At 44.7% G+C, this 13,322-nt stretch carries 10 protein-coding genes; 3 read left to right on the top strand and 7 right to left on the bottom strand.

What is annotated here, in order from left to right:
* Window positions 1-84: 84 nt before the first annotated feature.
* The 4 genes from R7F64_RS10640 to R7F64_RS10625 form a co-directional block, all read right to left on the bottom strand.
* Window positions 85-1,647, bottom strand: a complete 1,563-nt coding sequence (locus R7F64_RS10640; protein ID WP_017819900.1) for a methyl-accepting chemotaxis protein — start codon at window positions 1,645-1,647, stop codon at window positions 85-87.
* A 209-nt stretch (window positions 1,648-1,856) separates the two neighbouring features.
* The gene (locus R7F64_RS10635) at window positions 1,857-3,029 is read right to left on the bottom strand and encodes an MFS transporter (protein WP_021035943.1); all 1,173 of its coding nucleotides are present in this window, start codon (window positions 3,027-3,029) and stop codon (window positions 1,857-1,859) included.
* Window positions 3,030-3,188: 159 nt separating this feature from the next.
* The gene (aroG, locus tag R7F64_RS10630; protein WP_017635200.1) at window positions 3,189-4,241 is read right to left on the bottom strand and encodes a 3-deoxy-7-phosphoheptulonate synthase AroG; all 1,053 of its coding nucleotides are present in this window, start codon (window positions 4,239-4,241) and stop codon (window positions 3,189-3,191) included.
* Between the two features lie 5 nt (window positions 4,242-4,246).
* The gene (locus R7F64_RS10625; RefSeq protein WP_318071666.1) at window positions 4,247-4,498 is read right to left on the bottom strand and encodes a hypothetical protein; all 252 of its coding nucleotides are present in this window, start codon (window positions 4,496-4,498) and stop codon (window positions 4,247-4,249) included.
* Window positions 4,499-4,700: 202 nt separating this feature from the next.
* Between R7F64_RS10625 and R7F64_RS10620 the strand changes: the two genes are divergently transcribed.
* Window positions 4,701-5,693 (top strand): OmpA family protein, encoded by a 993-nt coding sequence (locus R7F64_RS10620; protein ID WP_005373499.1) that lies wholly within the window; start codon window positions 4,701-4,703, stop codon window positions 5,691-5,693.
* 88 nt (window positions 5,694-5,781) lie between these two features.
* On the opposite strand, the gene R7F64_RS10615 is transcribed toward R7F64_RS10620, so the two are convergent.
* On the bottom strand, window positions 5,782-6,384 hold the full coding sequence (locus tag R7F64_RS10615) for a beta-phosphoglucomutase family hydrolase (RefSeq protein ID WP_262629288.1): 603 nt from the start codon (window positions 6,382-6,384) through the stop codon (window positions 5,782-5,784).
* Window positions 6,385-6,460: 76 nt separating this feature from the next.
* On the opposite strand from R7F64_RS10615, the gene arfB reads away from it, so the two are divergent.
* Entirely contained in the window at window positions 6,461-6,874 is a 414-nt protein-coding gene (arfB, locus tag R7F64_RS10610; RefSeq protein WP_017635196.1) for an alternative ribosome rescue aminoacyl-tRNA hydrolase ArfB, read from the top strand.
* Window positions 6,875-6,974: 100 nt separating this feature from the next.
* Window positions 6,975-8,744, top strand: coding sequence for a methyl-accepting chemotaxis protein (locus R7F64_RS10605; protein ID WP_064354851.1), 1,770 nt, complete (start codon window positions 6,975-6,977; stop codon window positions 8,742-8,744).
* 89 nt (window positions 8,745-8,833) lie between these two features.
* On the opposite strand, the gene vmeZ is transcribed toward R7F64_RS10605, so the two are convergent.
* Together vmeZ and vmeY are read right to left on the bottom strand one after the other, a co-directional pair.
* A complete protein-coding gene (gene vmeZ, locus R7F64_RS10600; protein ID WP_318071665.1) occupies window positions 8,834-11,986 on the bottom strand; it encodes a multidrug efflux RND transporter permease subunit VmeZ in 3,153 nt (1,050 codons plus the stop codon).
* Window positions 11,987-11,994: 8 nt separating this feature from the next.
* Window positions 11,995-13,122, bottom strand: a complete 1,128-nt coding sequence (gene vmeY / locus R7F64_RS10595; RefSeq protein ID WP_318071664.1) for a multidrug efflux RND transporter periplasmic adaptor subunit VmeY — start codon at window positions 13,120-13,122, stop codon at window positions 11,995-11,997.
* Window positions 13,123-13,322 lie beyond the last annotated feature (200 nt).

The following is a 13,322-nucleotide window of genomic DNA, read 5'->3' as shown; positions in this document are numbered from 1 at the left end:
ACCAGCAATGGCGGGGCTTTCTTTTATCTGGCTCCTATTCGCATAAACGCAGCCAGGACATAAACATCACAACTTTCGTTACGACTATTTGTCTTCAAATCGAAGTGCGAGCTGATAGAAATCTTGTACTTGGTCTTTCAACTGTCGGCTATTTTGCTCAACTGAATGTGTTGCTGCCAAGTTTTGTTCTGCGGTCGAAGCAATAGAATGAATGTGCTGGTTTACATCACTAGATAGCTTTAACTGGTTATTCGCCGCTTCTGCTACATCAACCATCAGCCCACTCATGGTTTGCATCATCTGTTCAACTTCAGACAAACGCAACGCGCTTTGTTCTGCTACTTGAGAACAGGCATCGGTTTGCTCTTTGTTTGCCAGAATATCTTTCTGCCAACTTTGAATCGTTGCCAACATAGTGGAGATAGAGGCTTGGATTTGTTCAGTTGCATTGGATGTTCGCCCAGAAAGCGCGCGGACCTCATCAGCTACAACAGCAAAACCACGACCTTGCTCCCCTGCTCTTGCCGCTTCAATCGCCGCGTTGAGTGCCAGTAAATTGGTTTGCTCTGCGATCCCACCAATCTCTTCCATCAAATGGTTCACCTTCTGCGCCTGATCACTCAGTTGATACGTCGTTTCCGTCGCTTTTTCAGCTTGAAGGCTTAACTTCGCTAGATTGGTGTGCGTTTGATCAATGGTCTCCTTCGCCATCAAGCATGACTTCAATGTATCATCAATCAACATATGGGCATCATTGGTACTCGAAGAAACCGAATTTGCCGACGACTCCACCTCTTGGGTAGCATCTCGCACACGATGAATATCGGTATTTTGCTGATTTAATGCAGCCGAGACTTCTGCCGTTGTTTGACTGAGCTCTTCGGCGCAATGCTGCAAAGGCAATGCGGAGTCAGTCATTCTTCCTAACACGGTTCGAATTCTTGCGGATAGCATTTTGATATGGAAATCGGCAATCGAAAATGCCGTGTTACCGGAATAGATCAAGCGACTTACGCTGTCATATTGCTTTTGTAACTTTTTAAGTTGCTGAGGTGTATCAATTAACTCTTGGCGGAATAACAGAGCTAGAACACTTGCAGGTAACGCACTTGCAAGCCAAGCCAACGGCCCTTCAACAGACAACGCATATGCGGTTGCAGGTGCGGTTAGTGCACCAAGTAGAATCGCATAGCGAATGGTTTCATTGATTTTCAACGACCAAGTTCGGCCAGACTTCTCTGCAGCACGCATGCTTTTGTAGGCTTTTGTCGCAATATCAACCCACTCTCGCTTTGGTTTCACGCGCACTGATTGATACCCAACAACATGGTTGTCTTCGTAGATAGGGGTGACATAAGCATCAACCCAATAGTAACCGCCAGACTTAGTGGCATTCTTAACCATTCCACGCCAGGCTTTACCTTGTTTAAGGCGTGCCCACATGTCACCGAAAGCGGCTTTAGGCATATCATTATGACGAACTATATTGTGGTTCTGACCGACAAGTTCTTCGTGAGTGTATTCAGCAACGCGGCAAAAGGCTTCATTACAATATGTAATAACACCTTGTAAGTTCGTTGTTGAGACGAGCTCCTCAGACTCCCTCACGAGAGTTTCTTGAGCTTTATGAGAAATATTGGCTGACATAGACGAAACTTCTTTAGTTTTTATTGATTTTCGGCAAGATATATACAGGATTTTTATTTTTATTACAAAAAGTTAGATAAAAAGTCTTATCAAATCGACATTTTTATTGTGGGAATTCACATTATCGATAAAAAGATAAAGAAGAGATTGTTGATTTGAGCTAATAAACAAACCCGACACGATCGGCCGGGTTATATATTAAGCCTTAATTAAGCGGTTTGTGATTCTGGCTTTTTATTCGTTTTTAACGCAAACATCGCGATAACGAGTAACACAAATGGAAGAACATACAAATTAAGATTCTGCCAACCTACGGTAGACTCAAGCCAACCAGATAGTAATGCGGTGATGGTGACACAACTGAACACGAAGAATTCATTAAACGCTTGAGCCTTGCTTCTGTTTTTCGCTTCATAGCTTTGACTAAACAGCCCGGTTGCTGCGATAAACATAAAGTTCCACCCTATTCCTAACAGGATTAAAGCAAGGCTAAAATGCCAGATAGACACTCCATGTATGTTAATTCCAATACAAGCAACAAATAGCAATCCACCCGCTAAAATCATATTCTTAGCGCCAAACCGCTCTATCAGACGGCCCGTGACAAACGCAGGTGCAAACATACCCAACACGTGCCATTCGATCACTCCCGCCGCTTTATCAAAATCAAAGCCACAACCAATCATCGCTAAAGGAGTTGCTGTCATTAAAATGTTCATCACCGCGTACGCAACCATTGCCGCGATAACTGCCAGCATGAAATTAGGTCGACGAATAATCAGTCTCAGCTTATCCGCCTTAGCGTGTAGCGCCTGCGTGTGTGCAGGTGGAAAACGAATGGTTTGTAGCACAACCAACGCGGTTATATAAAGCACGACAAGCACAGCAAATGCACTAATGTATAAGCCATCATCTGACCACTGCTGCGAGTACACGGCCAGATTAGGCCCAAGGATCGCCGCTAACACCCCACCCGCCATAGATATCGAAATCGCCCTATGCCTTGCCGACTCTTCACACACTTCAATGGCAGCAAACCTGTATAGAGTACCGAAACCTATACCAACACCAAGCAAAAACGTAGACATGCAGAACAGATAGAAGTTTTGTTGACTTAATGCATACGTCGCTAGACTAGCACCCAAAATGCCAATGACATTACCAAGGCTAAAACCAAGGCGACGCCCTAACTTGCCCATAATTAGCGACGCAGGAATTGTCGCGGCCATCAGTCCCAAAAACTGCAGTGCAACTGGTAATGTGATAAAACTTGATGACGGCGCAAGTGTTTTGCCAATAAGGGCAATAACAGATATGAGTAAAATATTCCCTGTCATTAATAAGGCTTGGCAGAGGGATAGAAGCCATACATTACGATTCAATTCCAAATTCCTTTTGGTTACAACGTATACAGATAACATATAGGAAAGCAGAAACAATAGAAAGATATGAGAGTAATTCTCAACAAAAAGAGCCAGAGGCATAGTACCTCTGGCTCTTCACTATTCACTTTTCGCTTTTAAAAAGTTTTTCTGTTGAGCTTACTTGTTGCGGCGCGCTTTTACTGCATCAGAAAGCTGACGAAGTACCGTTTCCGTATCTTCCCAACCAATACATGCATCAGTAATCGACTGACCATAAGTGGCTGCTTTGCCATCCACTAAGTCTTGGCGACCTTCAACTAAATGAGACTCGATCATCACACCAAAAATGGCTTCTTCGCCAGCAGAGATTTGTTCGGATACATCATCAGACACCAGCATTTGACGCTTGAACTGCTTCGAGCTGTTAGCATGGCTAAAATCAATCATCACTTTTTTCGGCAGACCTGCGGTGTCCAGCTCATCTTTAATTTGAGCTACATGTGCTGCACTGTAGTTTGGTTCTTTACCGCCACGTAGAATAATATGGCAGTCTGGATTACCAGCGGTTTCTACGATCGCGGAATGACCGTATTTTGTTACTGAAAGGAAGTGATGGGAAGCGCTTGCAGAACGAATCGCGTCGCTCGCTATTTTAATATTCCCGTCTGTACCGTTTTTGAAACCTACAGGACAAGAAAGACCAGAAGCTAGCTCGCGGTGAACCTGAGATTCTGTCGTACGAGCACCGATAGCGCCCCAACTGATCAAATCCGCCACGTACTGAGGTGTGATCATATCTAAGAATTCACTTGCCGTTGGCAAGCCCATATCGGTTAGATCAAGAAGAAGTTTACGTCCGATACGTAGACCATCATTTAGCTTATAGGTGTCATTTAAGTAAGGGTCATTGATAAGGCCTTTCCAACCAACGGTCGTACGCGGCTTTTCAAAATAAACTCGCATAACAACCTCAAGCTGCTCGCCCAGTTCATCACGTAGTACTTTTAGCTTTTTACCGTACTCAACCGCGGCAGCCGGATCGTGAATAGAACACGGGCCAACGATCACGAGTAATCGATCGTCTTTTCCTTCAAGAATATTGTGAATGGCGTTACGGCAATCAAAAGTGGTCGAAGAAGCGGTTTCAGTCGCTGGGAACTTCTCTAATACTGCAACAGGTGGCAATAACTCTTTTACTCTATTTATTCTTACATCATCAGTTTGAAACATTACTTCTACTTCCTGGTTTTATTTCCGACCCCATTTTTACCAACTGAACTCATTGCAACATTGTTCACAAAGCGAGCAGCATCAAGGGCTGTGGTCATTTTCTGTCTAGCGTTTAAGTAACTTATCGGCTTAGGCGTAGACTTGCAATCAGTTTTTGCAAATAAATGCAAACAAAAACCACCTGTTAACCACCACGCACAGTGTAAAGTAAAGTTTACGAAAAAAAGTTCAAAATAATCATCAATTTTCTTATGCACCAAAAAATCTTTACTACAATGTAAGAAATATCAGAAGTTTGTGAGGTATTTTTGGGTAGTAAATGTTGATCAAGTTCAAATATATTGTTGCTTGATATGAAATGATTAGAATATTAAACTAATTTCTTATAAACGCTGGTTTTTTCTAATTTTTTGATAAAACGAAGTAGAAGTTAATATGCAATCAATACAAGGAAACATTATGAACAAAGTAGCAATTGCAGTAGCAGCAGTGGTAGCTGGTAGTAGCGCGCTTTTAAACTCTGCTCAAGCTGAAATGTACATCGGGGGCAAAGTGGGCATGACTACACTTGACGACGCTTGCTATCTAAATAGCCCTTGTGATGATGAAGCGTTCGGTGCAGGACTACATATCGGTTATGACTTTACCGATATCATCGGGCTAGAGTACGGCGTAGACTTCTTAGGCGACTATGAAGGAAACTCTAGGTCAGGGGCTAATACGATTAATACGATTGACGGCAATCTAACGGCTTTAACACTTGCACCTAAATTCAACTGGCACTTAAACGACTCTTGGAATCTGTTTGCTAAGATCGGTGGTGCTTACATGATGTCTGATGACGAAACAGACTTTGTCCCAACAGGTTCTTTGGGTGCTGAATACTCGATCGATAGAAACTGGAGTGTTCGCGCTGAATACCAACGTTACCAAGACATGTCTGACGACGTGTGGGACGACATGGATGCTAACTTCTTTGGTATCGGTGTTAACTACAAATTCGCAGCAGCTCCAGTTGTTGCAGCAGTTGTAACGGAAGAAGTGATCGAGCCAGATCCAGAACCAGTGATGATGAGCAAGGTGCACAAAGAAGAGTATGGTACAGGTACGTTTGAATTCGATAGTGCTAAGTTAACAGAGTCCGTTTCTGAACGTCTGGACAACTTTGTTTCATTTTTGAACGAATATCCTCAAGCTCAAGTAGAGATTACTGGTTACACGGATAGCTCAGGCCCTGCGGCATACAACCAAAAACTGTCTGAGCGTCGTGCTCAATCTGTTGCTGATTACCTAACCGCAGCTGGCATTGGTTCAGATCGTTTGACAGTTAAAGGTATGGGTGAAGAAAACCCAGTTGCTGACAACAGCACTCGCGAAGGTCGTGAGAAAAACCGTCGCGTAGAAGTTGTGGTACCTTCATTTGAATACCAAGAGCTAGTTCAACCAGAATAAGCATCTATGATTCATGATCGATGATGTGGTAAAAATTAATGGGGTGCATTTGCACCCCATTTTGATCTCATATTAAGGGATATTGCCACTATGGTTTTGGGAAAAAGATCAACTCATTATCTTGCACCATAACGCAATCCATACCAGCTGCATGCGCCGCTCGCTTCCCCAGCTCAGTATCCTCGAACACAAGACACTGTGACGCCTCCAAGTCGAGTTGTTCCGCGGCCACCAAAAAGGTATCTGGAAAGGGTTTATGGTTCTCTACATCACTCGCGGTTACTACAACATCCAACTTGTCTAATAAACCTGCATGACTTAATAAGCGCATGGCACTTTCTCGTTGGCTGCCAGTCCCGACTGCAATTTTCTTATGGCCTAAATATTCCTCTAACACGATGTTCGTGCAAGGAATAACGTCACCATGAAGCTCCATAGCAGCGAATGTTTCCATTTTAAATGTCGCGACAGTTTTAGGATCTAATAAAAGCTCATGCACACGATTTAGTTCCTCAACAATTTTAAAGCTCGGCATCCCTCCCAAACTGTGAAACCATTCCTGGCAAAACGGAAAATCAAAACGCTCAGCAGTTGCTTGCCAAGCTGCCAAGTGGGCTGGCATGGTATCGATTAGAGTACCATCCATATCAAATATGAATCCCTCATAGGGTCTAAAATCAATCGTGCTCATGTCTTTTCTTCTATTTGTGCATCTGTAATGTTAATTTATCAGCTCTTTCAATCGTCCTTACCGGCATTTACTTATCATGCTCAAAATTTCGAACTCCGTCACAATTCAAGAGTGGGAAATTCAATTATCCCCAATTAGAGCTCAAGGAAATGGTGGCCAGAACGTTAACAAGGTAGCGTCCGCTATACACCTGCGCTTTGATATCCGGCATTCCAGCTTACCTGACTTTTACAAAGAGCGATTACTTGCACTTTCTGATAGTCGTATAAGTAAAGATGGCGTGATCATCATCAAAGCGCAACAATTTCGGACACAAGAACAAAATAAGGAAGACGCCCTAAATCGGCTTCAAGCATTGATAAAAGCTGCCGCTTTACAGGAGAAGAAGCGTATTAAAACGAAACCAACCCGCGCTTCTCAACGCCGACGACTTGATACAAAAAACAAGCACGGAGCGAAAAAACAGCAACGTAAAAAAGTGCTGTATTAGTGAATGTCGTTTTCTCGACATGTTAGTTGAACAACGTTTGCTAGCCCTTGGAAATCTCATTGGATTTCTCTTTTTAGTTACTTATTCAGGAAACAACAATATGACTATTAGGCAAAAACTCTACTTCCTCGGAGTTATCGCCATTTTAGGCATCGTGGCCCTTTTGGGTACGTCATCCCATTTTGAAAACAAGAGCAATGATCTAAATCACGCGATCAAACTCGTTGGTGATCTAGAAATACGCTTACTCAACTTACGCAGAAATGAAAAAGATTTCCTACTACGTAGTAATGACAAATATCTAAATAAGTTTGACGCCAATGTTGACAAGTTTATAGACACAGAAAAAGAGCTTGCGAACATACTCAAGAGTAATGAATTACCTTCCAGTCAACAATTTAAGCAAGACTTGCTCGCATACCAAAGGGGCTTTCAGAATCTGGTCAGCGCTTACCAACTATACGGGCTTGATTCAAAGAGTGGGCTTCTCGCTGGTTACGAACAAGCACTATTAGAAGCAAAACAACGTTCAGACCACCAGCAGTTATTGGCATTAGTCCGTTTTGACTCTGCGGTAAAAGCAGGACTATTCAATAGTGACTTGCTTGAGGGGCAATATGCTCCGGAGCTTATCAAAACAGGTAAGCAATTGGCGGCCCAAAAGCAAGTTGTTGGGGTTGCTTATGACAAAGGCCTACTCGGTGAAACTCGCGCATTATCCCATGCCGTAGAAGAGCAATTTGAAACCTTTTCCACAGCCCTTAGCTCTGCTGCCGCACAACGTGATGAACAAATGTCGACCATCAAGCAGGTCATTACAGCTCTGATCTTAGTCGTTATTTTCGCATTGATTTGGCAAATTTCACGTTCAATCAATACGCGAGTGAATAGCTTACTTGGCACCATTCGAAGTATCAGCGAAACGAACAACATGGGACTTCGATCTGATTTGAAAGGTCAAGACGAGCTATTTGATATCAGTCATCACCTCAATGACCTATTGGATAAGCTTGAGCATCTAATTAGTAGTACCCAAGAAAAATCGGCGCAACTCACTGCAAGTACCGATAATATGCATCGTGAGTTAGAAGGCGTTATGGAGCAATTCCACACTCAAACTGACCACACTGCATCAATGGCGACGGCAGTTCAGCAAATGGTTGCCACAATAGGTGAAATCTCTGAAAGCACATCAGTTGCGGTAGAAGGCGTACATCAGGCAGCGAATAATGCCGAACAAGGTCGAGGAGTTGTTGAGGCGACGGTAACCAACATCGGTCAACTAACCACGATTTTATCAAACAGCCAGCAGTCGATTGGCTCGCTGAATCAGCATGTAGATAAAATTGGTGGTGCCGTGAACATCATCCAAGAAATTGCAGAGCAAACCAACCTACTAGCTCTCAACGCAGCAATTGAAGCCGCGCGAGCAGGCGAACAAGGCCGCGGGTTTGCAGTTGTCGCCGATGAAGTACGCGCCCTAGCTAGCCGAACTCATCAATCCACAGAGGAAATCACGCGGGTCGTTGCAGATATTCAAACTCAAATGTCTACAGTTGTTGCTGATATTGATCAATGTAACGATCAAGGGCAACAAACACTTAATGCTTCTGAAAAACTGGATTCTAGCCTACAGCAGATCATCACTGACATGCATTCAATTCAAGGTAATTCGGAGCGCATAGCTTCAGCAATTGAAGAACAAGGTATCGTTATGAACCAAGTTAGCGGTTCAATCACCGAGCTAAACGCAATATCTGAGAATAACATGCAATCCGCTCAGGAATGCTTGCATGAAGTGAACTCTGTCTCTGCTCAAGCTCATGATATGGATGAAGCCGTTGCACAATTCAAAACTGCGCTAAAATAACCCTTTTTCAAAATAGAAAGCCCGAGGCAATCATTGCTTCGGGCTTTTTTCAATTGTCACTTCGTGCTTACTGCGCACTTCGGATGTGATTATTCATCATCAAGAGGAACCAGCTTGGTGTTGCCGCCATGAACTTTCTCACGCTGTCTTTGCACCAGAGCGTAGAAGCCTGGGATCAAGAATGTACCTGCTAGAAGCACACACAATAGACCACCAATCAGCGACACGCCGAGTGAGTTTTGACTCACGTGCCCCGCGCCAGCGGCAAAGATAAGCGGGAAGATACCCAGGATAAATGACCAAGAGGTCATATTCACAGCGCGGAAACGTAACGTGCCTCCTTTAACCGCTGCACTATCGATATCAGCATCTTTTTCTTCACGCTCTTGCTTGGCGAACTCCACAATCAAAATTGCGTTTTTCGCCGCCAAGGCTATGAGCAAGACAAGACCAATTTGGGCATACAAGTTAAGCGGCGTGCCAGTTAGATTCAACGCAAGGAAGGAACCTAACGTTGCTACTGGGACCACCAAAATAATAGCCAGTGGAATACTCCAACTCTCATACTGAGCCACCATAAACAAGTAAATGAAGATCAAAGCCAGCGCAAACGCATAAATGGCTTGGTTACCCGCAAGCACTTCCTGATAAGCCATACCTGTCCATTCATACGTGTACCCTTGCGGAAGAACTTCAGCAGCAACGCGTTCCATTGCTGCAATCGCATCACCACTAGAGTAACCCGGAGCTGGTTGGCCTTGAATGATAGCACTGCGGTACATGTTGTAACGCCACGCCACATCAGGCTCAAACACTTGCTCGTAGCTCACTAGCGTACTTAACGGGACCATATCACCGTTCGAAGAACGAACATGGAAACGCTCTAGATCTTCCATGCTGCTACGGTGCTGGCTATCAGCTTGCATGGTTACGCGGAAGTTCTTACCAAACATGGTGAAGTCATTCACATAAAGCGAACCTAAGTTGCCTTGCAAGGTTTGGAAAATAGACGACAGCGAAATACCTAATTGCTGCGCTTTCTCACGATCGATATCAACGTAGTAGTGCGGAACATTCGCGCGGAACGTGCTAAACGTGTAGGCAATTTCAGGCGCTTGGTTAGCCGCTTGGATCATTTCTCCCATGACCATCGACAAGTCGGTACGACTTCGCCCTAGCGTTTCTTCAAGCACAAACTCAAAACCAGACGCAGCGCCCATACCTGGAACCGCCGGTGGTCCCATCGCAAAAACAACCGCTTGAGGTAACTCTGTCGCCGCTCGCCCGTTAATACGTGCCGCGATAGCATTAGCAGAGTGCTCTCCTTGCAGCGAGTTACGAGTATCCCAGTCATGCAATTTGATAAATACAGAAGCACCGTTTGATGCTGCTGCGCCTGTCATAAACGAGTAACCGTTCGCAACCGTCACACCATCCACACCAGGTTCTTCACCGATCATTTTCATTAAATCATTGGTGACTTCTTCAGTACGTGATAAAGAGGCTGAATCTGGTAGCTGTACGTTAACCAGCAAAATGCCTTTATCTTCTTGAGGAACAAACGCTGTAGAGGTGGTTTTCGCAAAGAAAGTGACCGCTGCGATAGCAACTATAAAGAACGTCACGAGCAGTAAAGACTTCTTCACCAAGAAACCAGCGATCTGGCCATAACGCGTAGTAATGCGCTCTAAGCCTCGGTTGAAAGCCTGGAACCAGTTAGCGGTATTGCCCCCACCCTGCTTCAATACCAGGGAACAAAGTGCTGGAGACAGCGTCAATGCATTGATGGATGAAATCACAACCGAAATACAGATGGTCAAAGCGAACTGGCGATACATGATACCGGTGATACCTGGCAGCATGGCAACAGGTATGAATACCGCAAGTAGGACCAAGGTCGACGTGATGATTGGGCCCGTTACTTCTTTCATCGCTAGCAACGTCGCTTTACGCGGTGAAATAGTTGGGTCTTTCGCCATGGTAGTATCGACGTTTTCGATAACCAGAATCGCATCATCCACCACGATACCAATCGCAAGGATCAAGCCAAACAAAGTAACCGTATTAATGGTGAAGCCCGTTGCCTGCATGATGGCAAACGTACCAATCAGAGAAACGGGGATCGCGACAACAGGAATCAACGTTGCACGCGCACTACCCAAGAACAAGTAAGTTACAGCAATCACCAATAGAATCGCTTCAATCAGTGTTTTTACTACCCCTTTGATCGATTCAGATACGAACACGGTTGTATCGTAGCTGGTCTCGTATTCCATTCCCTCTGGGAAGTTTTTGCTCAAGCCCTCAAGGAGCTCCATGACGGCCTGACCACTTTCTAACGCATTCGCATCCGATTGAAGAGACAACGCAACGATTGACGCGTCCTGGCCACGGAACTTACCGTTACCATCGTAGAACTTTTTGCCTAGTTCAACGCGAGCAACATCTTTCAGATAAACCGTAGAGCCATTGGGATTAGCTCGAAGGACTACGTTCTCAAACTCACTCACGCTTTCCAAGCGACCTTTGGTCACAAGGTTAAACTGAACTTCTTGCGGATTGTTGTATGGTGCTGCACCTACACGCCCTGCCGCAACTTGAACGTTCTGTTCAGCCAAAGCGGCGTATACGTCTGACGTGGTTAGCTTAAGGTTGGCCATTTTTTCAGGATCTAACCAAACACGCATTGCGTATTCGCCACCACCAATCACGTTAACTTCACTGATACCTTTCGCACGAGCCAACTGATCTTTTACATTCAAGTTAATGTAGTTAATCAAGAACTGATCATCGTATTTGCCATCAGGTGAATAGAAGTTAAGTACCATCAGCAGGTCAGGTGAACGCTTTTTCACCGTCACACCAACCATGCGAACTTCTTGAGGCAGTTTTGACTCAATCTGTGACACGCGGTTTTGCACGTTAACTTGCGCCATATCTGGATCGGTGCCAACATCGAACGTGACGTTTAGGCTGTAAGAGCCATCGTTCGCGCTCTTTGAAGACATGTATATCATATCCTCAACGCCGTTGACTGAGGTCTCTATGGGGTCCGCAATGGCCTGCTCGACAACTTCCGCACTCGCGCCAGTGTAGTAAGCCGAAACGCTTACTGATGGCGGGCTTATCTGTGGATACTCAGCCACTGGCAAAATCGCCAGTGAGATCGCGCCGGCTAGCGTTAATATGATCGAAATAACCAGCGCGAATTTAGGTCTCTGAATAAAGAAACGACTTAACATAGTGCCCCCTACTGCTTATCTTCAGCAGGTGCTTGAAGGCGCACTTCTACACCATTACGCACACGTTGTAGGCCTTGTGTAATAACCGTATCTTCCTGATCGAGCCCTTCTCGAATGATAATGCCTTGTTCAACCTGAGGGCCAAGCTCGACGTTACGACGCTCTGCCACACTTCCCTCAGCCATCACCATCACAAAGTCACCTTCTAAGTCAGTCTGTACGGCACGTCGTGGGATAACAATAACGTCTTTCGTGTTCTTATCTCTCAAGTTCACTTTGATGTGTTGACCCGGAAGTAACTTCTGCTCTGGGTTTGGCACTAGCGCGCGCATAGCAATCGTACCCGTTTTGGTGTCAATACGATTACCTAAGAAATCAAGCTTACCAAGATGCTCAAAAAACTGTCCATTTTCCAGTTCAAGCTGAACTTCAACGCGGTTTGATTCAGCCGAGCCATCACCTTTTACTTGATCCATACCCATAGCTAAACGCTCACGCTCACTCACACTAAATGAGGTATGAACTGGATCTAAACTCACCAGAGTTGTCAGCACGCCAGATGACGGAGAAACCAGATCACCCGTACTAACTTTGGTATCACTAATACGTCCGCCAAAAGGTGCTCGGATTTGAGTATAGGAAAGGTTAACTTCAGCAAGTTTAAGTTGAGCATTTGCCGCTTCTAGCTCTGCTCTCGCACCAAGAAGTGCCGCAGTTAAAGCATCAAACTCAGATTGAGAGATACTACCGCGAGGCAACAAGTTTTTACCTCGAGTATGATCTAATTCGGCTTTTTTTAGCGCCGCTTTAGCTTGTGCAAGTGCGGCTTTAGCACTCGCGACTTGGGCTTCAAAAGAAGATGGCTCGATAGAGTAAAGGAGCTGCCCTTTTTCTACCATTTGCCCCTCTTCAAAGTGACGAGCTTTTAAGTAGCCAGAAATCTGCGCGGTAATATTGGTATCTTCTACTGCTTCAATGCGACCGATATAAGACTTGCTCGGTTGGTAGTCGATAACCGTGACATCCTGAGTCACTACGAGAGGCGCTTGACCTTTCGTTTGGGCATTATTAGCTTCCCCGCATCCAGCGAGGATTGCTGTAGCCGCCATTAGTGCGACAAGTGGTTTCTTTTGCATGTATTTACCGTCTTTATAGAACAGGATATTGTTGAATTCCTATCAACCTTACTCCTTGCTGCCACTGAAAACTTCACTGAAAAGCGCCCAAGGTGTTTCTAAATGTAAACATGAGAAACAAAAGGAAAATAAAGTAATTTAGTTAACAGTGGTATTCAATGAGCAATATACATACAACTCAATCATAACTATTTAATATA

The organism is Vibrio sp. Vb1980 (assembly GCF_033338615.1).
GTDB lineage: Bacteria > Pseudomonadota > Gammaproteobacteria > Enterobacterales > Vibrionaceae > Vibrio > Vibrio alginolyticus.
This window is presented reverse-complemented; position numbering and strand designations above follow the sequence as displayed.

Coding starts and splice junctions, on each gene's coding strand:
- R7F64_RS10640 (WP_017819900.1), bottom strand. CDS start 1,647: ATGTCAGCCAATATTTCTCATAAAGCTCAAGAAACTCTCGTGAGGGAG.
- aroG (WP_017635200.1), bottom strand. CDS start 4,241: ATGTTTCAAACTGATGATGTAAGAATAAATAGAGTAAAAGAGTTATTG.
- R7F64_RS10620 (WP_005373499.1), top strand. CDS start 4,701: ATGAACAAAGTAGCAATTGCAGTAGCAGCAGTGGTAGCTGGTAGTAGC.
- R7F64_RS10615 (WP_262629288.1), bottom strand. CDS start 6,384: ATGAGCACGATTGATTTTAGACCCTATGAGGGATTCATATTTGATATG.
- arfB (WP_017635196.1), top strand. CDS start 6,461: ATGCTCAAAATTTCGAACTCCGTCACAATTCAAGAGTGGGAAATTCAA.
- R7F64_RS10605 (WP_064354851.1), top strand. CDS start 6,975: ATGACTATTAGGCAAAAACTCTACTTCCTCGGAGTTATCGCCATTTTA.
- vmeZ (WP_318071665.1), bottom strand. CDS start 11,986: ATGTTAAGTCGTTTCTTTATTCAGAGACCTAAATTCGCGCTGGTTATT.
- vmeY (WP_318071664.1), bottom strand. CDS start 13,122: ATGCAAAAGAAACCACTTGTCGCACTAATGGCGGCTACAGCAATCCTC.